Origin of the sequence: Photobacterium sp. (genome assembly GCF_033720175.1) — a bacterium.
Taxonomy (GTDB): Bacteria; Pseudomonadota; Gammaproteobacteria; order Enterobacterales; family Vibrionaceae; genus Photobacterium.
Genome location: NZ_JAWWDA010000001.1, coordinates 526,613 through 548,839, shown reverse-complemented (window position 1 = coordinate 548,839; position 22,227 = coordinate 526,613). Strand labels below are relative to the sequence as shown.

Sequence of the window (22,227 nt, the reverse complement as noted above, 5' to 3'; positions counted from 1 at the left end):
CTAGGGTGTAGTGCTTTCTGTCACAGATAAAAAATAACGGTACAGTTTATGATTAAATTCGTAGCTAAGCGGATATTTGAAGCAATACCGACGCTGTTGGTATTAATCACTATTTCGTTTTTCCTGATGCGCTTCGCACCCGGTAACCCTTTCTCGAGTGAGCGTCCGCTGCCTCCTGAGGTTATGGCAAATATCGAAGCCAAATATGGCTTAGATAAGCCGGTGTTTGAACAATACACCATTTATCTGGGTAATATTATTCAAGGTGATTTTGGCCCATCTTTTAAATACAAAGATTTCACCGTAAATGAACTGGTGGTTAAAGCACTGCCGGTATCGGCAAAAATTGGCTTTTTCGCCTTTATTTTTGCACTTGTGATGGGGGTAACTGTCGGCACTCTGGCCGCATTGAAGCAAAATACGTGGTTAGACTACACCATTATGTCGACCGCAATGGCCGGGGTGGTGATGCCATCCTTTATCTTGGCACCGGTACTTATTTATATATTCTCTATTAATCTAGGTTGGCTTCCGGCTGGTGGCTGGCAAGACGGCTCTATCAAGTTCTTACTGTTGCCGATGTTTGGTATGTCACTGTTGTATGTGGCCACTTTCGCCCGTATTACCCGTGGTAGCATGATTGAAACCCTGAACAGTAACTTCATTCGTACCGCCCGTGCGAAAGGTTTGAGCTATCCGTACATCATCATAAAACACGCACTGCGACCGGCGCTGCTCCCCGTTGTCTCTTATATGGGGCCGGCATTCGTTGGTATCATCACCGGTTCCGTGGTTATTGAAACGATTTTCGGCTTGCCGGGCATCGGCAAACTCTTTGTTAACGCTGCCTTTAACCGTGATTACTCACTGGTTCTTGGTATCACTATTCTTATTGGTACGCTGACCATTATCTTCAACGCCATTGTTGATATCGTATTAGCGTATATCGATCCGAAAATTCGTTACTAAGAGGCCTTACGATGATGTTAACTAAAAAAGACAATGTAGAGGCACTCGGAAAATTTTCAGAGAATCTGGAAATTGAAGGCCGTAGCTTGTGGCAAGATGCGCGTACTCGGTTTATGCGCAACAAAGCGGCAATGACAAGCCTAACTATTTTGTTTCTGATCACATTGGCCGTTGTATTTGGTCCGATGTTAAGTAGCTATGCCTTTGATGACACTGACTGGTATGCCTTGCATGCTGCGCCAAGTCTTGGCGAGGAAGGTCACTTCTTCGGAACCGATAGCCTGGGACGTGATTTATATACCCGTACCTTAATCGGCGGTCGTATTTCGCTGATGGTTGGTATCTTAGGTGCGTTAGTTGCCGTTGTTATCGGTACTCTTTACGGTGCAACCTCTGGTTTCATCGGCGGCCGTACTGACCGTGTGATGATGCGTATCCTTGAAATTCTGTATTCCATTCCATTCATGTTTTTCGTAATTGTTCTGGTGACCTTTTTTGGCCGGAATATCATGCTTATCTTTGTGGCGATTGGGGCGATTTCCTGGCTGGATATGGCGCGTATAGTTCGTGGTCAGACCCTGTCTCTTCGTAGCAAAGAGTTCATCGAAGCTGCCCATGTGTCAGGTGTTAGCCGCTGGAGAATTATCTCTCGCCATATCGTACCAAACGTTTTAGGTATTGTTGCTGTGTACTCAACCCTGCTGGTACCGCAAATGATCCTGACTGAATCATTCTTAAGTTTCCTCGGTCTTGGTGTTCAAGAGCCAATGACGAGCTGGGGGGCTTTGCTCCAGGAAGGTTCGCAAACCATGGAAGTTGCCCTGTGGCAGTTAATGTTCCCGGCTGCATTTATGGTTGTAACCCTGTTCTGCTTTAACTATGTGGGTGACGGTTTACGTGACGCACTAGATCCAAAAGACAGATAATTATAGGAAGTTATTATGAGCTTATTAGATGTCAAAGATCTACGCGTAGAATTTACAACACAAGATGGTATCGTCACCGCGGTTAATGATCTGAATTTTTCTCTGAATCTGGGTGAAACCCTGGGCATTGTTGGCGAATCTGGTTCAGGTAAAAGCCAGACAGTATTCGCGATCATGGGTCTGCTTGCTAAGAACGGTATTATTAATGGCAGTGCAAAATTTGAAGGCCGTGAAATTCTGAATTTGTCGGAAAAAGAGCTTAATAAGGTTCGTGCTGAACAAATTGCAATGATTTTCCAAGACCCAATGACTTCTCTCAACCCTTACATGAAAGTAAGCGATCAGCTTATGGAAGTGTTAATGCTGCACAAAGGCATGGGTAAGAAAGAAGCGTTTGAAGAAAGCGTACGTATGCTGGATGCGGTAAAGATCCCTGAAGCCCGCCAGCGTATTACGATGTATCCCCACGAGTTCTCTGGTGGCATGCGTCAGCGGGTAATGATTGCGATGGCATTGTTATGCCGTCCTAAGCTGCTGATTGCCGATGAGCCAACGACAGCATTGGATGTAACGGTTCAAGCACAGATCATGGACATGTTGAACGATCTGAAAAAGGACTTCAATACCTCGATCATTATGATCACTCATGATCTGGGCGTCGTCGCAGGCAGCTGTGACAAGGTCTTGGTGATGTACGCGGGCCGTACCATGGAATATGGCAAAATCGATGAGATTTTCTATAAGCCATCTCATCCATATACTGAAGGCCTGCTAAGAGCTATTCCACGTTTGGATACGGAAGGCGAAGAACTGCCGACGATTCCAGGCAACCCACCCAACCTGTTGCGCTTACCTGTTGGTTGTCCTTATCAGGATCGCTGCCATCGTGTTACGAGTCGATGCTCGCAGGAAGCACCTGAACTGAAAGCGTTTACTGAAGGCCGTTTACGCGCTTGTTTTTCTGATGTGGGGACGTGGTAATGGATGCACAAAAAAACCTATTGTTGGATATTAAAAATCTGAAAGTTCACTTTAATATTGCGCCAAAATCAGCATGGCCCTGGACTAAGCCTTTAAAGCTTAAGGCGGTTGATGGTGTCGATATTCGTCTTTATGAAGGTGAAACCTTAGGTGTCGTGGGTGAGTCAGGCTGCGGTAAATCGACGTTTGCTCGCGCGATTATCGGTCTGGTGGAAGCAACCGATGGTAACGTTGTATGGCTGGGGCAGGATTTGACCAAGCTGGATCGTGTCAATATGCGTGAAAAGCGCAAAGAGATCCAGATGATTTTCCAGGATCCGCTGGCATCGCTGAACCCCCGTATGACGGTGGGCGAAATCATCGCTGAGCCATTGAAAGCCTTTTATCCGGAACTCGCTGTTGACGATGTTAAAGCGCAGGTAAAAGCGATGATGACAAAGGTTGGCTTGCTACCGAATGTGATCAACCGTTATCCGCATGAATTCTCTGGCGGTCAGTGTCAGCGTATTGGTATTGCGCGAGCGCTGATTTTAAAGCCAAAGATGATCATTTGTGATGAACCGGTCTCGGCGTTGGATGTCTCGATTCAGGCCCAGGTCGTCAATCTGCTGAAAGCATTACAGAAAGAAATGGGGCTTAGCCTGATTTTCATCGCTCACGATTTGTCTGTGGTTAAGCATATTTCTGACCGCGTGTTGGTGATGTACCTGGGTAATGCTGTCGAAATGGGGGAGAGTAAAGCGCTGTTTGCCGAGCCTAAGCACCCTTATACCAAGGCATTAATGTCAGCAGTACCTATCCCTGATCCTGAGCTGGAAAGAAACAAGCATATTCAAATGCTTGAGGGTGAACTTCCTTCGCCAATCAATCCGCCGTCGGGTTGCGTATTCCGTACTCGTTGCCCACAAGCAACGGAAGTCTGCGCACAGAAGAAGCCTGAACTACAGGGTGGTGACATTCATGCGGTTTCGTGTCTGCATGTACACTAGTTTGAGCCTGTGACAGGCTTTAAGCGCGGTGTAAAAGCCGCGCTTTTTTTATACACTTATTACTTAATAGCTGCGGCAAGATGGATTATTGCCACAAGGAATACATAGCAGTCAACATCATCAGATTTGACGTCCTGATTGGTTATATTTTCTGCCAGCTAGATATATACAAGGATTGTTTATATGCGCTCACTTTCGGTTCAGTGGAAAATCACCCTCGTAGCAGGCGTTGGTTTACTGCTAACAGTATTTGTTTTAACGGGCCTTTCTTTTTACTTCTCCAGCCAAAACCAACAACTGGTCAGTGAGCAGACATTCTCTTCTTTGCGAAGTACGTCCCAAGAACTGGTTAAGGTTCAGTCTGAGCGCCAGGCTATTCATGTTCAGCAGTATATGGATGAAGCAATATACCGTGCTGAAATGCTGGCACAGAGCGTGCTCTTCTTAAAATTCAACGCGGAAGAGAACTATACCAATAGTGCTGAACTCCGCAGTTCACTCAATGAGCTATTACGCCGTTCGGTCAATGACTTTTCGAATGTTTATGCTGCTTTCGTGGTATTTGAACCCAATGCCCTTGATGCCGAGGACAATAATTACCATGATGCCGATTATGTCGGAGCTAATGGCACCGGACGCTTCGCGCCATACTGGTCGAAATCGGCTGATCAGCAAGCGGTGCAGCGTATTATTACAGAACAACAGATCCTTGATAGCAGTCAGAATACAGACGGTAAACCGGTCAACGAGAGGTTTACCTGTAGTTTATTGTCGCAAGATACCTGTGTGCTGAATCCGGCGTTTTCCGATGACCAATCTGGACGCCACTTGATCAGCTCGATCACAACACCATTGATCGTGGATGGTGTCGCTATCGGTGTGATGGGCATTGATGTTAGGTTAGATGTTCTTCAGCCTGTGATTGCAGAGGTTGATGGTAATTTATTTTCAAGTACAGGTAAAGTGAGTCTGCTCAGCCAGACCGGTACTATTGTAGCGTGGGATCAGGCTGTTAGCCGTCTCGGTGAGACATTTACCGATAGTGATGCTTTGCCTGCTTCGCTGTCTGGCTGGTTAAGGCTGGGGCAGGAATTCGTCGGTTGGAGCGACGATCAGCAATGGTTGATGGCTTATACGCCGGTGATATTAGGCAACTCTTCCTGGGGCATTGTCATTCAGTTACCGGCAGAACAAGTGCTAGCCGAAGCGATTGCATTAGATTATGCGATTCAGGGCCAGCGCTCTGCCTCGTCGACCATACAAATTATCGTCAGCATCGTGATTGCAGTATTGGGCCTGTTTATCGTGTTAGTCGCCGCTTCACGGTTGGTGGCACCGATTAAACAGGTGGCAGAGAGCCTGAAAGATATTGCTTCAGGGGAAGGCGATCTGACGCAACGCATTAGTATTGCTCAGCAAGATGAAGTGGGGGAACTGGCTCTCTGGTTTAATCGCTTTTTAGATAAATTGCAAAACACCATCGGGCAGGTGATCGTCGCAGTAGATGAAGTGGGTAAAACCGCCAATGAGGCAGCCCATGTTGCCAGCAATACCCGAGATGGCAGCCAATCGCAATTTAAAGAGGTCGATATGGTGGCTACTGCGTCGGAAGAGATGACGCAAACAGCCGCACAAGTGGTCGGACATACCGAAACGGCGGTAGAGGCGGCGAAACAAGCCGATGAGGCAGCACTTGATGGCCAGAAAGTGATCCAGCAATCGGCTGAATCAATGACCAGCCTGGTTAATCGGATGGATTCTGCGGTGCCGGTTGCGAAAGAACTGGAAAGTAACAGTGAGAATATCAATCAGATTTTATTGGTTATTGAAGGCATTTCGCAGCAAACCAACTTACTGGCACTGAATGCAGCCATCGAAGCAGCCCGAGCGGGTGAACAAGGGCGTGGTTTTGCGGTTGTTGCCGATGAAGTACGCCAGTTAGCTAGCCGTACGCAGGATTCTGTCGGCCAGATCCGTATTGTGATTGAAGATCTGCAACAGGGAACCAGAGATGTTGTTAATGCAATTGAAGAAGGTAACCAGCTTGCTGGTGATACCGCACAGCAGGTTAGCAGGGCTGTCCTGAGCCTCAATCAGATCACTGAGTCTGTAAGTGCGATTCAGTCGATGAATGAACAAATTATGCGAGCTGCAGAAGAGCAGCAAGCCGTTTCGGGTGAAGTGAATCGCAATGTGTCGAATATTCGCGAATTGAGTGAGAGCATCCTTAATCAGGCGGAAAACTCAGCCGATATCGGCCAGCGGTTGACAGCGCTGTCACATCGTCAGCAAGAGTTAGCTGGTCAGTTTAAGGTGTAATACCAATTCCCTTAAAACGGGGAAGGAGAGCATCACGCTGATGTTCTCCTTCAAATTACTGGTAGTGCGTTATTCTACCGGGTACCAGTAACCCAGGTTGATGAGTTGTGTCAGCAAGGCGAGGAAAGCCGGGTTATCAAGTTGCTTACCTAGCAATGTACGTGTTACTTGCTCTTCATCACAAAGGCATTTAGCCGCATCTTTACACTCTTCAGGCAGTTCAAAACGCTCCCCGTTAATATAAAGCACATGTGGTTCATCTGGATGATAAAAAGCGCGTAAGCCACCTAGGCGCTTAAATGCTTCGCCATCTTCTAAAAACTGATAGGTTTCACCGTTCTGCCAGGGTGGTTCCGATGCAATGATATCGAGATCATGACGGCTTTGGCTTAAATACTCGCCCATCCATTGCTTCATCTGCTGAGGGTGGTCCAGCAGGCTGCGCATCATGGCTTCAAGATCGGTATATTCAGCCTCTAAAATGGCACCGCAGTTATTGCGAGCTGGCAGAGAAGGATTATGGTAATGCACATCACCCAGATCATTGGCGATGACAAAATCAGCAAAACTGCTTAACAGTTCCTGCTTCTTCGGTGATCTGAAGCCAACAGAAAAGCTCATTGCGGTTTCTGTGGCGTAACCATCATGAGGAAATCCCGGCGGAATATATAAAATATCTCCCGCTTCAAGGATCTCATCGATAATCGGTTCAAAGCCTTTAATTTGTCGCAGGGCAGGGTGATGAAGTTCTTCGTAGTTGTCATCTTTTGGCCCTACACGCCAGTGGCGCTTTCCCGAACCTTGGATAATAAATACATCGTATTGATCGATATGGGGGCCAACGCCACCACCTGGGGTGGAGTAGCTAACCATTAAGTCATCAAATAACCAGTTCGGTAACTGGCGGAAAGGCGTGACAAGTTGTGCAGCCCCTTCGTGCCAGTGGTTAGCTGCCTGAACGACAAATGACCAATGATCTTCCGGAGTATTATCAAAATTGAGCGGGCCATGTTGGACTTCCCATTCCGTACCAATTTGGGCGATATAACGGGAATCGACCTCTTCTTCCATGGCCAGACCTGCTAATTCGTCAGGGCTTATCGGATCGATAAAGTCTTTAAACCCACCTTTAATGACCGTGGGCTTTTTTTGCCAGAATTCGGCAAGAAATTCATCAAATGAGAATGTGAACTGGTACATATATAGGCTTTTGATTGTTGAGCTAAGTGCTTATTATAGCTCAAAGTATTGCATGCTTAGCGAAATTTAAATTTGTTCTGAGTATATGATCTGAGTTATCTGGTGTTATTTACATTTTAACGGGGAATAGAGTGATGATAGTCATTCGATGTGGGATTATGGATAAGAAAAAAAGAGAGGCAAAAAATGCCTCTCAAAGTGAATTCCATTTCAGCTCTTTTCATATCTGAACAGAGCAAGCAGTGTACAAGTGGTGTATACAATTACTCAGCGGGTAACAGTCGCAATAAAGGGAAGGCGGCTTTGTGTTGATCGTGGCTGACAACAAATCCGACTAACTGAGCGGTTTCCTTATCAAAAGCTTTAGCTATCAGGCCATTTGATTCCGTAACAACTTCCCACGACAGATCTTTCTTTACCGTGTTGCCAGACATGTGGAGTGGTAACCAGGGCGTTTTGGCCTTAATCAGACTAGCCGGAAGACGAACCGGGGTCGGGGAGCCCAACAGTGTCTTTGCCAGTGCCATAGCACTTAACATGGCCGGCTGTATGAAAGCCCGAACTTTTCCTTCGAGCTCAGCGCAATCACCTAACGCATAGACGTTCGACGCCGATGTTTGCATTATCCGATCAACTGTTATTCCCCGGTCAGTTTCAATCCCCGATTTTTTTGCCAATCCAATATTGGGTTTCAGACCCATCGCCGCAATCACCGCATCTGTTTTGATATGCTCACTACCGGAAAGTGAAACAACCAGTTCCTGGTGGTGACGGTTGATAGCGGTCACGTTGGAGTTGAGTCGGATTTGCACGCCTTTCCCGTGCATCTCCTGAAATAATCCGGCACTAATAAATGGCGGCAGCAGTGTCGGCATCAGGCTTGATGCCCTATCACATAAGGTGACGCTCTTGCCCGAGCTCGCCAGATCCATCGCGATTTCCGTGCCGATCAAGCCAGCTCCCAGTACCAGAACAGATTTTGCACAAGCCAGTTTGTCCTGCTGCTGTTCATATTCGGTCAGGCTGTTTAACGTCACTATCTCGTCGATGGCATTTCCTGCAAACGGTGGAACCAATGCCGATGCCCCTGTTGCTAATACTAGCTCGGAGTAGGTAATCGCATTATCGCCGTAATGCACTGTCTGGCTATCGGTATCGATAGATTCAATCAGAGTATTGTTGATTAATAGAATGTTATTATCTGCCGCGAATTCACAGGCAGATTGTCTGATCAGATCATTGGCTGTTTGCTGCTTGCTGAATACATGGCTGAGCTCGGGCTTAGAGTACTCATCACCGCTATCGGCAGTAATGACCGTAATAGGGGTATCAGTATCGAGTTTTCGCAATGATTTCACTAACTGGTAAGCGGCAAAGCCGCTCCCAATAATTACAATGTGCTTGTCCATGATCTTTATTTACTCCGTAGGTTCGAATACTTCTTTTCCGATGCCACATTCAGGGCAAAGGAAATAGTCAGGTACTTCGTACCACGGTGTCTTTGGTTCAACATCCTGGTTAGGCTCGCCGAATTCAGGGTCGTAAACCCACTGACAAACAGTACAAATCATTTTCTGATCTTGCTCAGTAGTAACAGAGTGACTGGTATCCGTTTTTTTTGACTCCGAACGAGAGATAGTCACTGTTTCTTGTTGTGTTGAACCTGTAGCGGTAACCTCTGCTTCTGCCTGCTTTGGTAGCGGCTGAAGTGCCCATTCGCGCGCAATTTTGCGGCCATGTTCGCGGCATGTTTCCAGTGCATTTGAGTCTGGTCGCCATTTTGTTTTAAGGCTAACAGTGGTAAAGAAACCGGCATCCGTTAAGCGGGCATGAATACGGTCAACAGCACCGCCATTCCAGCCGTAGCTGCCAAAAGCCCCCGCTTTTTTTGCTTTAAAGCGCAGACCGGTAATTTCTTCTAGCATGCCGGCAACTTTAGGCATCATCACGTTGTTCATTGTTGATGAGCCGACTAATACACCTTTAGAGCCGAAGACATGGGTCAGAATTTCATTCTTATCATGACGTGAGACGTTGAATATTTTTACCGTCACATTAGGATCCGCTTCAGTGATCCCCTGAGCGATACCATCAGCCATCATACGGGTGTTATTTGACATAGAGTCATAGAAGATTGTGATTTTGTCTTCTTTATACTCATCAGCCCACTCAAGATATTTTTCAATGATCTGAGTAGGGTTGTCACGCCAAATCACACCGTGAGAGGTGGCAACCATATCAACAGGCAGATTAAAGCCAAGTACCTCGTGGATCTTCGCGGTTACCAGCGGGCTAAATGGTGTCAGAATGTTTGCGTAATAGCGCAGGCATTGTTCCATTAACTCGTTTTGCTCTACTTCGTCATTGAACAGGCGCTCATCGCAGTAATGCTGACCAAACGCGTCGTTACTAAATAACACCGCATCTTCTGTCATATAAGTCATCATGCTGTCAGGCCAGTGCAGCATAGGAGTTTCAATAAAGACCAGTGACTTGCCATTACCGATATCAATACTGTCGCCCGTTTTGACGGTATTGAAATTCCATTCCGGATGGTGGTGATGACCGGTAATGGAGTCAATCGCATTTTCAGTACAGTAAATAGGGGTGTTTGGGATCTTGCTCATCAGAACAGATAATGCACCGGCATGATCTTCTTCCGCGTGATTGATCACAATAAGATCAATTTCGTTCAGGTCGATCTCTTGCTCAAGTTGTTGGATGAAATCGTAGCTAAACTTATGATCAACGGTATCAATTAACACGTTTTTACCTTCACGGATCAGGTAACTGTTATAGCTCGTTCCTTTTAATGTTTTATATTCTGTGCCGTGGAAATCTCGAACTTCCCAGTCGCGTTGACCAACCCAGTGAATATTGTTCTTAACGTGAATAGACATATCATTAACCTGCACTTTGCTTAACATGTATTTTGATTGCATGTTATATCCAGGAAAGACTTCTTGCAATACTAAAGTTGCATAAATTATACATGTTATAAATATATTATTGATATATATGGTTTATTTTCAATAAAAGCTTTTTCAGTCTTTGTTGCTACAGAGGGAGGATAAGAATAGGGGGGATAAAGAAGGAAAAAGGGCCGGCAAAAATGCCAGCCCATTTCGTAATGATATTTGAAAGAATTACAGCTTGTCAGTAAGCTTAATTGCGTCACCGATGTAGTTAGCCGGTGTCATCTCTTTCAGGCGTGCTTTTTCGTGCTCAGGCAGCTCAAGACCGTCGATGAAGGTACGCATGCCTTCGCCATCCACACGCTTGCCGCGAGTCAGCTCTTTCAGCTTCTCGTATGGCTTTTCGATGCCGTAGCGACGCATAACGGTTTGTACAGGCTCAGCCAGAACTTCCCAGTTCTTGTCCAGTTCAGCCTCTAGTGCTGCCTGATTGACTTCCAGCTTGCTGATACCTTTCAGTGTCGAAGTATAAGCAATGATTGCGTAGCCACAACCGACACCCAGGTTGCGTAAAACGGTTGAGTCAGTCAGATCACGCTGCCATCGGGATACAGGCAGTTTCTGGGCAAGGTGAGAGAACAGCGCGTTAGCAAGACCCAGGTTACCTTCAGAGTTTTCGAAGTCGATTGGGTTGACTTTGTGCGGCATCGTTGAAGAACCGATTTCGCCCGCGATTGTTCTTTGCTTGAAGTGACCCAGAGCAATGTAGCCCCAAACGTCACGGTCAAAATCCAGAAGAATAGTATTGAAACGAGCAAACGCATCAAACAGCTCAGCAATGTAGTCATGCGGTTCGATTTGCGTTGTGTACGGGTTCCAGGTAATGCCAAGAGATGTGACGAACTCTTCGCTGTACTGGTGCCAGTCGATTTCCGGATAAGCAGAAATGTGAGCGTTGTAGTTACCTACAGCACCGTTGATTTTACCCAGAATTTCAACGTTTTCGATTTGCTTGAACTGACGTTCCATACGGTACGCCACGTTGGCCATTTCTTTGCCCATCGTTGATGGAGAAGCGGGCTGGCCGTGGGTACGGGAAAGTAATGGAATGTCGCGGTATTCCTTCGCAAGGCCTTTGATTGCATCGATAACGTTGCGGATCTCTGGCTGCATTACTTTTTCACGCGCTTCATTAAGCATGAGTGCGTGAGAAAGGTTGTTGATGTCTTCAGAAGTACAAGCAAAGTGAATGAATTCATTGACTGCGTGTAGTTCTGGTACTTCTGCAACTTTCTCTTTCAGGAAGTATTCAACAGCTTTAACGTCGTGGTTAGTCGTACGCTCGATTGTTTTTATACGCAGCGCATCTTCTTCGCTAAATTCAGCAGCGATGCGATCTAAAAACTGATTTGCTTCATCACTGAACGCAGGAACTTCGACGATAGCATCAGTAGCGGCTAGTTTTTGTAACCAACGGACTTCAACAATAGTGCGATATTTTAGCAGACCAAATTCGCTGAAAATGCTGCGAAGTGCACTTGTTTTACTTCCGTAACGGCCGTCTACCGGGGAAACAGCAGTCAATGCTGACAGTTCCATGTTGTCTCTCTCCTGATATTGATGAGGTTAGAACAGTATATGTAAATCCTTAGCTGTTCAGCTGATGAATAGCTAAGGATATCGATTAATAAACTACATTATGACTTATCACATAAGCGGGTAAGCCCGTAAAATTAACAGCGGGCGAGCAAGATCTTTGCTTGTTCAACCATTTGTTTCCGACCGAAGATCAGGTGACGACGTTTGCCGCCAACCTGGCGCCAAAGTACGGCACTTCGTACCGCTGCTAAAAGCAAAGCGCGTACTTTATGTTGTACTTGTGGCTGCTGAAGATGCGCAGGTGTACCGGTTACCTGAATTCTTGGGCCGAGAGGGCTGATAATATCCAGATAGATACTGGCAAGATTACTTATCATTTGATCATCTAATAACTCGTAATGATCCGTTTGACGTTTGATGGTATCAATACGATCGCCCAGCTGTGCCATGCTGTCACGTCGGCCGGATAGCTTGCGCTCCAGTGCCATAACGCTCACCAGATAACGCGTAATTTCATTACCCGATGGTGTGCTATCTATTTCGGACACTAAGGTTTCAAGACCAAGTCTCAGGTTGGCCTCATTACCATAAATTTCAACAGTATTTGAAGGATCTGTTACAGAGATACTGTTCAGACATGCTTCCAGTTCATTGCTATCACACGTGCCGTCACGGGCAATTGTTTGAACAAGCTTTATAGCCTGACAAATACCGGCAAATGCGATAGTTCGGTCATACAGAGTGTTTGCCACGAGTGCCTGCTCCTTTAGATTCGCTGCTCAATAATACCGCCGCCAAGGCAGATCTCATCTTGATAAAATACTGCGGACTGACCCGGAGTAACGGCAATTTGAGGCTCATCGAAAATCACTTTGATGTTCTCATCATCCACAGGGATAATGGTGCAAGGAATATCTTGCTGCCGGTAACGGGTTTTTACAGTGCAAGTCATTGGTGCACGAATTGGCTGACGATCAACCCAGTGTAGCTGAGAGGCGATTAAACCATTCGATTTCAGGCGTGGGTGATCTTTACCCTGTCCAACAACCAATACGTTACGCTCAACATCTTTATCGACAACGTACCACGCATCTTCATTGCCGCCACCGCCTTTCTGACCACCGATGTGCAGACCTTTACGCTGTCCCAGGGTGTGGTACATCAGGCCCTGGTGCTCGCCAATCACTTTGCCTTCATCAGCCGTCTCAATATTTCCTGGCTGAGCCGGAAGGTACTTACTTAAAAACTCAGTGAATTTACGCTCACCGATAAAGCAGATACCGGTTGAATCTTTTTTCTTCGCGGTGATCAGATCTTGCTCTTCTGCAATACGGCGTACTTCGGGTTTTTCCAACTCACCGACCGGGAACAGGCTGCGCGCAATTTGTTCATGGCTAAGGGTATACAGGAAGTAGCTCTGATCTTTGTTGGTGTCGACACCGCGTAACATCTGTGGCTTTTCGCCTTCACCGGTCGGGAAACTACGTCGAGTGTAGTGACCCATCGCAATGTAATCAGCTTCCAGAACTTCATCGGCGAACTCCAGGAAGGCTTTGAATTTGATCTCTTTGTTGCAAAGGATATCCGGGTTAGGTGTACGACCTGCTTTGTATTCAGCCAGAAAGTACTCGAACACATTATCCCAGTATTCTGCTGCAAAGTTAATCGTATGAAGGTGGATCCCTAGCTTGTCACATACAGCTTGCGCATCAGCGAGATCTTCTGCGGCAGAGCAGTATTCTTCATTATCGTCTTCTTCCCAGTTCTTCATAAACAGGCCTTCAACCTGATAGCCCTGTTGAAGCAATAAGTAAGCTGATACGGAAGAGTCAACGCCGCCGGACATGCCGACAATGACTTTTTTCTGGCTGTTATCTGACATATTTCTCTTAAGTCGCTAGTAGTGATAAGAGTGTAATTCTAACAGAAAGCTCAGGGCCGAAACAGACCGAGAGCAGAATCACACTTTAATAATTTTATCGTACTGAAAAAACGACAATATGCTGCATGAATACGCCTTTATGATAAAAACTCAAGGTCTTACCTTACAGTCACGCAAACGTTTGCTAATTGCTGGCAATAATAGTTGAACACGCATGCAATGTGTAGCTTTTTATGTGTGGACCCGTGATAAAAATCGGTCAGGAAATACCGGCAGCGAACGCTACCGGCAAGCAATATTTATTTAGCCGCACAGAGGTTAGTGGTCAGTTGTCGGTATTAAAGTCACTTCACGCCACTCGCCAGGGGCCAGATCATTAACTGTCCAGTCCGCCATCTTATAGCGGATCAGGCGCAAGGTCGGAAAGCCGATGTGGGCGGTCATACGACGTACCTGCCGATTCCGGCCTTCTCTCAACGTGATCGCAAGCCAGGTTGTCGGTATGTTTTTACGCTCACGAATTGGTGGGTTACGATCCCATATTTCAGGTTGAGTAATACGCTCAATATCTGCAGGTAGGGTTGGCCCGTCATTTAAGGTTACCCCTTTACGGAGTTGCTCCAGATCATCATCGCTAGGAACGCCCTCGACCTGCGCCCAATAGATTTTAGGTGATTTAGATTTTGGCTGAGTCAAGCGAGCCTGAAGTACGCCATCGTTGGTTAACACCAACAAACCTTCGCTGTCTTTATCTAACCGTCCGGCAGGATAGATGTCTTTTACCGGGATGTAATCAGACAGTGTTTTATCGCCAGGTTCACCGGAAAACTGAGTCAATACATTGAATGGTTTGTTAAATAAAATGATCTTTTGCGGACCGCGAGGGCGCTTTGGTTTATGCAGTTTTCTTGATGCTCTGCGCTCATTATTGGACCGTTGAGCTTGACGATAGGAGGTGTTTGGCTTCATAGGTAGCGTGCTGTTCTGGGGGTTGGTAATTTCGACGGTCCCATTATACGCTAAAAAAACTCAATTGGCGTGTTGGTAAAATTTCAAGTATGATTTGCGCGCATCTTACAAAAAGATAACAAATGGACGCTAGGAGATTTAAATGGATAGTAAAGTAGTTGTACCAGCTGAAGGTCAAAAAATTACACTTGACGCAAACGGTAAGCTGGTCGTTCCTAACAACCCGATCATTCCATACATTGAAGGTGATGGTATTGGTGTTGATGTAAGTCCTGCAATGATCAAAGTTGTCGATGCGGCAGTGAAAAAAGCGTACGCTGGCGACCGTAAAATTGAGTGGATGGAAATCTACACCGGTGAGAAATCAACCCAGGTTTATGGCGAAGACGCGTGGCTACCGCAAGAAACTTTAGATTTCATTCGTGAATATAAAGTGGCTATTAAAGGCCCGTTAACGACTCCAGTTGGCGGTGGTATTCGTTCCCTTAATGTTGCTCTGCGCCAAGAACTTGATCTGTACATCTGTGCGCGTCCGGTTCGTTATTTCGAAGGCGTACCAAGCCCGGTTAAACAACCGGAACTGACCGACATGGTTATCTACCGTGAAAACTCAGAAGATATCTACGCCGGTGTTGAATTTCAAGCTGGCACGGCAGAAGCCGATAAAGTCATTAAATTCCTGCAAGACGAAATGGGCGCAACGAAAATTCGTTTTCCGCAGCAGTGTGGTATCGGGATCAAGCCTATTTCTGAGGAAGGGACTAAGCGTCTGATCCGCGCAGCCCTCCAGTACACAATCGATAATGACCGTGACTCGTTAACGCTGGTTCACAAAGGGAACATTATGAAGTTCACCGAGGGTGCCTTCAAAGATTGGGGTTACGAAGTTGCATTGCAAGAGTTTGGAGCAGAGCTGTTGGACGGTGGTCCATGGATGACACTGAAGAATCCAAACACTGGCAAAGAGATCGTTATTAAAGACTGTATCGCAGATGCATTCCTGCAACAGATCCTGCTTCGTCCTGCTGAGTACGATGTTATTGCGACCATGAACTTGAACGGTGACTACATTTCGGATGCACTTGCCGCTCAGGTTGGAGGTATCGGTATTGCCCCAGGCGCAAACATTGGTGATGGCGTAGCGCTATTTGAAGCCACTCACGGTACAGCACCGAAATATGCCGGTCAGGATAAAGTAAACCCTGGCTCACTCATTCTTTCGGCTGAAATGATGCTTCGCCACATGGGCTGGACTGAAGCCGCTGATCTCATCATCAGCGCGACCGAAGCTGCCATTAGCAATAAGACGGTAACTTATGACTTTGAACGCCTGATGGAAGGTGCAACGCTTCGTAAGTGTTCTGAGTTTGCTAATGATATGATTGAGCAGATGTAAAAATTCATTTTTTACTCTCGTGATATGTAAAGGGCTCAGCTTCGGCTGGGCCTTTTTTGTTGGTCTTTAATCTGTCGGGTGCACTAGATTTAACTTGTTAATTAAAATGTTAATAATGACGGTGGGTTTATTCACTTTTTATTCAGTGGTCGGGAAGGTCTGACTTTTCGCTTATTGATGTATTACGTGAGTTAAAATGAGATCAGAAATAGATTACTTACATGTTAGTCAGGCGACGAATGCAGCTTGGTGAGAAGGTTGGTTCGTTTGATAAAAAAAGGCGAGCACATTGCCCACCTTTAGGATTTGATGCGACTTAACGTTGATGACTATTTTGCCGTATCACCGTCGAGCGGGACTATCTCGCTGGCATGGAAACCTTTAGGACCAGTCTGAACATGATAGTTGACCTGCTGGCCAGCTTTTAGTGTTCGATATCCATCCATCTGGATGGTTGAATAGTGTGCAAAGATATCACCATCTCCTCCTTCAGGGCAGATGAAACCAAAACCTTTGGCGTTATTGAACCATTTAACCGTACCTGTTGCCATGCTTTACATCCCTCTTGCATTCAAGTTCCATTCTGCATTAGTTAGCAAGGCTCATCCTCGAACTCTTGCATACTAATGCTATTTGATGCAGTTTATATCTACTACAGGTTACACTTTAGTAAAAAGTGCTAGACAGTCAAGTGCATATTGTAACATTTGGATAAAATCTTTTTTTATTAATCCGGATATACTAAGTGCTTCAACAAATGATGAAGATGAAATCATAAGCTTCGCCGCCCACAACCCGCGCCATATGGGCCCTGAGCCGATAATCAGAGACTGTTCAGAATCACTAAACTCAAATAAAATCATATTTGGTATCTATTTATTACATGTGCGCCACTTTTCGCTATTTGTGACAGACTCGATATTTAAGGGCGTGAATATAAGTTCATCGACAGAAAGCGCACCTTCGCAAGAGCCAAAAAGCCTTAAGATTCGCAGGGCAGCAGGATAGTGAACTTGTTTTAAACGGGTGATTAAACATTTGGTTGAGCTTCAAGGAATGTTTTTACCGTTTTTGGTTAAAGAGCACGATAAAGATCGTTGAGCTCAACGTAAAAAGGAAAAATGGAAATTGAGGAAATAGTTAATGCCGTAAAAAATCAGATTAAGCTGGCACTTGCCGATCAGTTTATGACAAACGTGGCCATATTGACTGTTTTAACAGGCTTAAACAGATAGGTGTTGCTGTAAAAATTAATTTGGTCATAGCCACCTTAGATTTGCTGGAATACAATTGGTGGATTAGTGTTGATGTATAGGTAGAGAAAAAGTGTCGCCATTTAGTCGCCATGGATTTATGCATTGATCTTTTAAGTTTTTGTTAATAAATGGCATTTGGATTCTTTAGCTATAAGATGAGATTATGAGTAAGTTATATGAATGGATTATTCCTGAGTCAGATGTATTAGATGAGGAAAAAACTCAGGTTAAACCACCGTCGATGTATAAAGTTATTTTAAACAATGATGATTACACTCCGATGGATTTTGTGATAGAAGTGTTACAGAAGTTCTTCTCCATGGATCTGGAGAAAGCCACACAGTTGATGCTTTCTGTACATTATGAAGGGAAAGCCATTTGCGGAACCTTCACCGCTGAAGTCGCTGAAACGAAAGTGGCACAAGTGATGATGTATGCTAGGGAGCATGAACATCCACTACTGTGTACTATGGAGAAAGCTTAAACTTTTTCCGGCACGCCATATTGAGTGGTATTTAGGGGAGGTGCCTTATGCTAAATAAAGAACTTGAAGCCAGCTTGAACGGTGCATTTGCACGTGCGAGAGAAAAGCGCCATGAGTTTATGACCGTTGAGCATTTACTGTTGGCCTTACTAGAAAACGTCGCCGCTCAAGAAGCGCTGTTAGCGTGCCGCGCTGACCTTGATGTTTTACGCAAGGAGCTTGATTCATTCATCGAGCAGACCACACCGCTCATTCCTATGGATGATGAGAGCCGTGAAACGCAACCAACACTAAGCTTTCAGCGTGTTCTGCAGCGCGCTGTTTTCCATGTCCAATCATCGGGTCGCAGTGAAGTCACGGGTGCTAATGTGCTTGTTGCCATTTTCAGCGAGCAAGAATCTCATGCCGCTTATCTACTGAAGAAAAGTGACATTAGCCGTTTAGATGTGGTCAATTTCATTTCGCACGGTACTGTCAAGGACAGTGACAACGATGATTTGGGTGGTTCGGATGTCGGAGGGGAAGAACCTCGCGCTGAACAAGGCTCAGAAGACAAGCTGGAAAACTTTGCAACTAACCTGAACCAACTGGCCCGTGCCGGTGGTATTGATCCGTTAATTGGCCGAGATAGCGAACTTGAACGCACCGTTCAGGTTCTGTGTCGCCGTCGAAAAAACAACCCATTACTGGTCGGTGAGGCCGGTGTCGGTAAAACCGCCATCGCTGAGGGGCTGGCATGGCGTATTGTTGAAGGCCAGGTTCCTGAAATTATTCAAGACTGTGTTATCTATTCATTGGATATTGGTTCTTTGCTAGCAGGAACGAAATATCGTGGTGACTTCGAGAAGCGCTTTAAAGGTATTTTGAAACAGCTTGAAAAAGAAGCTCACGCGGTTCTGTTCATTGATGAAATTCATACCATCATCGGTGCAGGTGCTGCGTCTGGCGGTCAGGTAGACGCCGCCAACCTCATCAAGCCGTTACTGAGCAGCGGAAAAATTCGCTGCATGGGGTCAACGACTTACCAGGAATACAGCAATATTTTTGAGAAAGAGCGTGCGTTGGCTCGTCGTTTCCAGAAGATCGATGTTATTGAGCCTACGATCGATGACACCACTAAAATATTGATGGGCCTGAAGCCCAAATACGAAGCACACCACGATGTACGCTATACCAATAAAGCGATTCGTGCCGCGGTCGAATTGTCAGCGAAATACATCAATGAACGTCATCTGCCTGATAAGGCAATTGATGTGATAGATGAAGCCGGCGCCCGCTGTCGCCTTGCGCCTGCGAGTCGCCGTAAGAAAACCGTTAACGTTAGCGATATCGAAGCGATGATCGCTAAAATGGCACGTATTCCTGAAAAATCAGTGTCATCGAGTGACCGTGATGTCCTGAAGAATCTGGATAGTAAGCTGAAGATGCTGGTGTTTGGACAGGATCCGGCTATTGATGCGCTGACTGAAGCGATCAAGTTAAGTCGTGCCGGTTTGGGGGCTGAGAATAAACCTGTCGGTTCATTCCTGTTTGCGGGCCCTACCGGGGTAGGTAAAACGGAAGTAACCGTTCAGCTGGCGCGTACTTTAGGTATTGAGTTGCTGCGTTTTGATATGTCGGAATATATGGAACGACATACCGTTAGCCGTTTGATTGGTGCGCCTCCCGGTTATGTCGGTTATGACCAGGGTGGACTGCTCACTGATGCGGTTATTAAGCAGCCGCACTCGGTCGTATTGCTTGATGAAATTGAAAAAGCGCACCCTGATGTGTTTAACCTGCTACTTCAGATAATGGATAACGGGACATTAACGGATAATAACGGTCGTAAAGCCGATTTTCGTAATGTCATCTTTGTTATGACTACCAATGCCGGTGTCACGGAGACAGTGCGTAAGTCGATTGGTTTGATTCAGCAAGATCACAGCCTGGATGCGATGTCGGAAATTAAGCGTGTGTTTACACCAGAATTTCGTAACCGTTTAGATAGCATCATTTGGTTTAACAACCTTGATAAAGAGGTTATTTCTCAAGTGGTCGATAAGTTCATTGTTGAGTTGCAAGCCCAGCTTGATGCCCGTGGCGTTTCGATGGAAGTCTCTGATAGTGCTCGTGTCTGGCTGGCAGAGAAAGGGTATGACAAGAGCATGGGGGCACGTCCGATGGCCCGACTCATTCAAGACCGCCTCAAGAAGCCTTTGGCCAATGAATTGTTGTTTGGTTGCCTGGTAAACGGCGGTTCGGTACGGGTTGATTACATCAATGGCGAACTCGATTTCCATTTCAATAGCGAAATGGAACCTGCGCATTAGCCAGTGCTTTTACCAACAACTGTTTTCAACAATACAAACGAAATAACCGCTGAGAGGTGGTTATTTTTTATCTGCCGATGTAGATAGGTATTAGGTGAACACTAACAACAGACAAAATAAAACCCGGCAACTGGCCGGGTTTCACAGTATTCTTTAATCTCGTTTTAAGATTAACGTGCGCGGAAGACGATGCGGCCTTTAGTCAGGTCGTACGGAGTCAGTTCCACGGTAACCTTGTCACCAGTCAGAATACGGATATAGTTCTTACGCATTTTACCAGAGATGTGAGCGGTAACTACGTGACCGTTTTCCAGTTCAACGCGGAACATAGTGTTAGGCAGTGTATCTTGTACAGTACCTTGCATTTCAATTACGTCTTCTTTTGCCATTGAATCCTCTTAGGCTACCTGCCATTCTTCTGATCGGGCAGAATAATGCCTTTAAACTGTTTAAGTGTAAAGTTTAGGCCGCAATTCTACCCTTGCCTGTACTCTTTGTCAGCTTTTGTTACCGACTAAAGTTCATTTTACCCTGATTTTGTCGAAATACACATATTAGGTAACGGTTAAGTGTACTAATTTCAGTCAGGATGGCGATGTTACTGGCTATTCCTGCCATCGCCCCTGAATTAATTTTTGGTGTGGCTTAAATCTGATTTTGTAATTCATCGCCTTGCAGGCATCAATTTGATAGCCGGGGTAGAGCCACTTTCGTCCGGTCTGCTGGCAGTATTGAATCTGGAATAATACACACAGAGTACCCAGCGACAGCGTCGAGTCCGGTTCGAAAAAGCTATATACCGCGCTTAGCGCATCAACAAACACGTCAGTAACGGCAATGGCAACCAGAGTGTCGTCCTCATAGACGTGAAGAAAAAGCGTGTCCATCCATTCGGCGGTGCAGAAATCAAAGAACTGTTGTTTGTTCGCGGGATACATGGCGCCTTCAGCATGACGTAACCGGATGTACTTTTCATACAGCGTGAACCAGTTGTCATCTAACTTGGCTTTAAATTCCCAGCGCAGCTTCTTCATCTGATTGAGCTGGCGCTTCTGACTTTTCGATGGTGTGAAACATTGGCAATCAACACGGATTGGGGTACAGGCCGTACATTGTTCGCACATGGGTTTATAGACAGCGCAGCCGCTGCGACGATAACCTGAAGCTAACAGTACGCTGTAACCTTTGGCTGAAAGCCAGTGTTGGTCCATTACCACGCCCAGTTGCTCTTGTTTGCCGGGCAGATAGTTACAATAAGAAAAGGGAGTTAAACCAATTCGTAAAGAGAGGTTATTCATAGACGCCTTTATTCTGCTGGGACCAGCAACTCTTGTGCTGTGTAGCAGCCGGTTTTAAGTATTGCATCTCTATCCCGATGCAATTGTTGCATGAACGGACGACGTTCAATTTCGACAGCACCTAATGATTCTAGATGGTCATTCATGATTTGGCAGTCGATTAAGCTACCGCCGTGCGCGGTGAAGTGGCGACAGAAAAACCATAGCGCGATCTTTGACGCATTGTCTGCCAGCGAGAACATCGATTCACCACAGAAGATTGTCCCGACTTGTAAGCCATACAGGCCACCGACCAGCTTGCCCTGATCCCACACTTCGACGGAGTGGCAATAGCCGAGATTATGCATGACTTGATAAGCTTGCATCATGCTGGCCGTTATCCAGGTGGCGTCCGGCCCCCGGCTGGCGGCGCATTGACGGATCACTTCATGACAGGCTTTATTCAGCGTGATTTGGTATCCTGATTTACGGTAAAATTTACGCAGGCTTTTGCTCGGTCTAAACTTGTCTGGAAGGAAGATCGCCCGGGGAGCAGGGCTCCACCATAAAATAGGCTCGCCATCAGAATACCAGGGGAAGATCCCTTGTCGATAAGCAGACACCAAACGTTCAGGCCGTAAGTCTCCGCCAAAAGCCAGTAAGCCATTGGGATCGTCAAGAGCGGTTTCCGGGTTAGGGAAATGCGTATCAACCGGGTCTAATTCCGGCAGGTAAATAGCCATAGAAACTCAA

At 46.0% G+C, this 22,227-nt stretch carries 19 protein-coding genes; 8 read left to right on the top strand and 11 right to left on the bottom strand.

The features are described 5' to 3' along the window. The first annotated feature begins 48 nt into the window (after nucleotides 1-48). From oppB to R3289_RS02360, 5 genes are all read left to right on the top strand, one after another. Nucleotides 49-969, top strand: coding sequence for an oligopeptide ABC transporter permease OppB (gene oppB / locus R3289_RS02380; RefSeq protein WP_318923823.1), 921 nt, complete (start codon nucleotides 49-51; stop codon nucleotides 967-969). A 14-nt stretch (nucleotides 970-983) separates the two neighbouring features. Next, nucleotides 984-1,895 (top strand): oligopeptide ABC transporter permease OppC, encoded by a 912-nt coding sequence (gene oppC / locus R3289_RS02375; protein ID WP_318923940.1) that lies wholly within the window; start codon nucleotides 984-986, stop codon nucleotides 1,893-1,895. A gap of 15 nt (nucleotides 1,896-1,910) precedes the next feature. Further along, nucleotides 1,911-2,876, top strand: coding sequence for an ABC transporter ATP-binding protein (locus R3289_RS02370; protein WP_318923821.1), 966 nt, complete (start codon nucleotides 1,911-1,913; stop codon nucleotides 2,874-2,876). Further along, a complete protein-coding gene (gene oppF / locus R3289_RS02365) occupies nucleotides 2,876-3,865 on the top strand; it encodes a murein tripeptide/oligopeptide ABC transporter ATP binding protein OppF (protein WP_318923820.1) in 990 nt (329 codons plus the stop codon). The genes R3289_RS02370 and oppF overlap by 1 nt, the downstream gene beginning before the upstream one ends. Before the next feature lie 183 nt (nucleotides 3,866-4,048). Next, the gene (locus R3289_RS02360; protein WP_318923818.1) at nucleotides 4,049-6,184 is read left to right on the top strand and encodes a methyl-accepting chemotaxis protein; all 2,136 of its coding nucleotides are present in this window, start codon (nucleotides 4,049-4,051) and stop codon (nucleotides 6,182-6,184) included. Between the two features lie 69 nt (nucleotides 6,185-6,253). On the opposite strand, the gene R3289_RS02355 is transcribed toward R3289_RS02360, so the two are convergent. From R3289_RS02355 to rluE, 7 genes are all read right to left on the bottom strand, one after another. Then, the gene (locus tag R3289_RS02355) at nucleotides 6,254-7,384 is read right to left on the bottom strand and encodes a cupin domain-containing protein (protein WP_318923817.1); all 1,131 of its coding nucleotides are present in this window, start codon (nucleotides 7,382-7,384) and stop codon (nucleotides 6,254-6,256) included. A 263-nt stretch (nucleotides 7,385-7,647) separates the two neighbouring features. Further along, complete coding sequence (gene norW, locus R3289_RS02350) at nucleotides 7,648-8,793, bottom strand: NADH:flavorubredoxin reductase NorW (protein WP_318923816.1); 1,146 nt, start codon at nucleotides 8,791-8,793, stop codon at nucleotides 7,648-7,650. 9 nt (nucleotides 8,794-8,802) lie between these two features. Continuing rightward, nucleotides 8,803-10,284: an anaerobic nitric oxide reductase flavorubredoxin gene (gene norV / locus R3289_RS02345; protein ID WP_318923938.1), complete on the bottom strand. Its 1,482-nt coding sequence runs from the start codon at nucleotides 10,282-10,284 to the stop codon at nucleotides 8,803-8,805. A 246-nt stretch (nucleotides 10,285-10,530) separates the two neighbouring features. Continuing rightward, nucleotides 10,531-11,898, bottom strand: coding sequence for an adenylosuccinate lyase (purB, locus tag R3289_RS02340; protein WP_318923815.1), 1,368 nt, complete (start codon nucleotides 11,896-11,898; stop codon nucleotides 10,531-10,533). Between the two features lie 134 nt (nucleotides 11,899-12,032). Beyond that, nucleotides 12,033-12,650, bottom strand: coding sequence for a high frequency lysogenization protein HflD (hflD, locus tag R3289_RS02335; RefSeq protein WP_318923814.1), 618 nt, complete (start codon nucleotides 12,648-12,650; stop codon nucleotides 12,033-12,035). A gap of 14 nt (nucleotides 12,651-12,664) precedes the next feature. Next, nucleotides 12,665-13,780, bottom strand: a complete 1,116-nt coding sequence (gene mnmA, locus R3289_RS02330; RefSeq protein ID WP_318923813.1) for a tRNA 2-thiouridine(34) synthase MnmA — start codon at nucleotides 13,778-13,780, stop codon at nucleotides 12,665-12,667. Between the two features lie 318 nt (nucleotides 13,781-14,098). Further along, nucleotides 14,099-14,749, bottom strand: a complete 651-nt coding sequence (rluE, locus tag R3289_RS02325) for a 23S rRNA pseudouridine(2457) synthase RluE (RefSeq protein ID WP_318923811.1) — start codon at nucleotides 14,747-14,749, stop codon at nucleotides 14,099-14,101. 142 nt (nucleotides 14,750-14,891) lie between these two features. Between rluE and icd the strand changes: the two genes are divergently transcribed. Beyond that, nucleotides 14,892-16,145: an NADP-dependent isocitrate dehydrogenase gene (gene icd / locus R3289_RS02320; RefSeq protein WP_318923810.1), complete on the top strand. Its 1,254-nt coding sequence runs from the start codon at nucleotides 14,892-14,894 to the stop codon at nucleotides 16,143-16,145. A gap of 329 nt (nucleotides 16,146-16,474) precedes the next feature. Here icd and cspD read toward each other — a convergent pair whose 3' ends face one another. Beyond that, on the bottom strand, nucleotides 16,475-16,696 hold the full coding sequence (cspD, locus tag R3289_RS02315; RefSeq protein WP_107284559.1) for a cold shock domain-containing protein CspD: 222 nt from the start codon (nucleotides 16,694-16,696) through the stop codon (nucleotides 16,475-16,477). A gap of 868 nt (nucleotides 16,697-17,564) precedes the next feature. On the opposite strand from cspD, the gene clpS reads away from it, so the two are divergent. Together clpS and clpA are read left to right on the top strand one after the other, a co-directional pair. After that, nucleotides 17,565-17,885, top strand: a complete 321-nt coding sequence (gene clpS / locus R3289_RS02310; RefSeq protein ID WP_107284560.1) for an ATP-dependent Clp protease adapter ClpS — start codon at nucleotides 17,565-17,567, stop codon at nucleotides 17,883-17,885. Nucleotides 17,886-17,932: 47 nt separating this feature from the next. Further along, on the top strand, nucleotides 17,933-20,197 hold the full coding sequence (gene clpA, locus R3289_RS02305) for an ATP-dependent Clp protease ATP-binding subunit ClpA (protein WP_318923806.1): 2,265 nt from the start codon (nucleotides 17,933-17,935) through the stop codon (nucleotides 20,195-20,197). 170 nt (nucleotides 20,198-20,367) lie between these two features. On the opposite strand, the gene infA is transcribed toward clpA, so the two are convergent. The 3 genes from infA to aat form a co-directional block, all read right to left on the bottom strand. Continuing rightward, nucleotides 20,368-20,586: a translation initiation factor IF-1 gene (gene infA, locus R3289_RS02300; protein ID WP_006231244.1), complete on the bottom strand. Its 219-nt coding sequence runs from the start codon at nucleotides 20,584-20,586 to the stop codon at nucleotides 20,368-20,370. Between the two features lie 216 nt (nucleotides 20,587-20,802). Beyond that, complete coding sequence (locus tag R3289_RS02295) at nucleotides 20,803-21,495, bottom strand: arginyltransferase (protein WP_318923804.1); 693 nt, start codon at nucleotides 21,493-21,495, stop codon at nucleotides 20,803-20,805. An 8-nt stretch (nucleotides 21,496-21,503) separates the two neighbouring features. Further along, nucleotides 21,504-22,217, bottom strand: coding sequence for a leucyl/phenylalanyl-tRNA--protein transferase (gene aat, locus R3289_RS02290; RefSeq protein WP_318923803.1), 714 nt, complete (start codon nucleotides 22,215-22,217; stop codon nucleotides 21,504-21,506). Between the last annotated feature and the right edge of the window lie 10 nt (nucleotides 22,218-22,227).

Excerpts from the sequence above, each read along its gene's own strand:
- oppB (WP_318923823.1), top strand. The coding sequence starts at position 49 with ATGATTAAATTCGTAGCTAAGCGGATATTTGAAGCAATACCGACGCTG.
- oppC (WP_318923940.1), top strand. The coding sequence starts at position 984 with ATGTTAACTAAAAAAGACAATGTAGAGGCACTCGGAAAATTTTCAGAG.
- R3289_RS02370 (WP_318923821.1), top strand. The coding sequence starts at position 1,911 with ATGAGCTTATTAGATGTCAAAGATCTACGCGTAGAATTTACAACACAA.
- oppF (WP_318923820.1), top strand. The coding sequence starts at position 2,876 with ATGGATGCACAAAAAAACCTATTGTTGGATATTAAAAATCTGAAAGTT.
- R3289_RS02360 (WP_318923818.1), top strand. The coding sequence starts at position 4,049 with ATGCGCTCACTTTCGGTTCAGTGGAAAATCACCCTCGTAGCAGGCGTT.
- R3289_RS02355 (WP_318923817.1), bottom strand. The coding sequence starts at position 7,384 with ATGTACCAGTTCACATTCTCATTTGATGAATTTCTTGCCGAATTCTGG.
- norW (WP_318923816.1), bottom strand. The coding sequence starts at position 8,793 with ATGGACAAGCACATTGTAATTATTGGGAGCGGCTTTGCCGCTTACCAG.
- norV (WP_318923938.1), bottom strand. The coding sequence starts at position 10,284 with ATGTCTATTCACGTTAAGAACAATATTCACTGGGTTGGTCAACGCGAC.
- purB (WP_318923815.1), bottom strand. The coding sequence starts at position 11,898 with ATGGAACTGTCAGCATTGACTGCTGTTTCCCCGGTAGACGGCCGTTAC.
- mnmA (WP_318923813.1), bottom strand. The coding sequence starts at position 13,780 with ATGTCAGATAACAGCCAGAAAAAAGTCATTGTCGGCATGTCCGGCGGC.
- rluE (WP_318923811.1), bottom strand. The coding sequence starts at position 14,749 with ATGAAGCCAAACACCTCCTATCGTCAAGCTCAACGGTCCAATAATGAG.
- icd (WP_318923810.1), top strand. The coding sequence starts at position 14,892 with ATGGATAGTAAAGTAGTTGTACCAGCTGAAGGTCAAAAAATTACACTT.
- cspD (WP_107284559.1), bottom strand. The coding sequence starts at position 16,696 with ATGGCAACAGGTACGGTTAAATGGTTCAATAACGCCAAAGGTTTTGGT.
- clpS (WP_107284560.1), top strand. The coding sequence starts at position 17,565 with ATGAGTAAGTTATATGAATGGATTATTCCTGAGTCAGATGTATTAGAT.
- clpA (WP_318923806.1), top strand. The coding sequence starts at position 17,933 with ATGCTAAATAAAGAACTTGAAGCCAGCTTGAACGGTGCATTTGCACGT.
- infA (WP_006231244.1), bottom strand. The coding sequence starts at position 20,586 with ATGGCAAAAGAAGACGTAATTGAAATGCAAGGTACTGTACAAGATACA.
- R3289_RS02295 (WP_318923804.1), bottom strand. The coding sequence starts at position 21,495 with ATGAATAACCTCTCTTTACGAATTGGTTTAACTCCCTTTTCTTATTGT.
- aat (WP_318923803.1), bottom strand. The coding sequence starts at position 22,217 with ATGGCTATTTACCTGCCGGAATTAGACCCGGTTGATACGCATTTCCCT.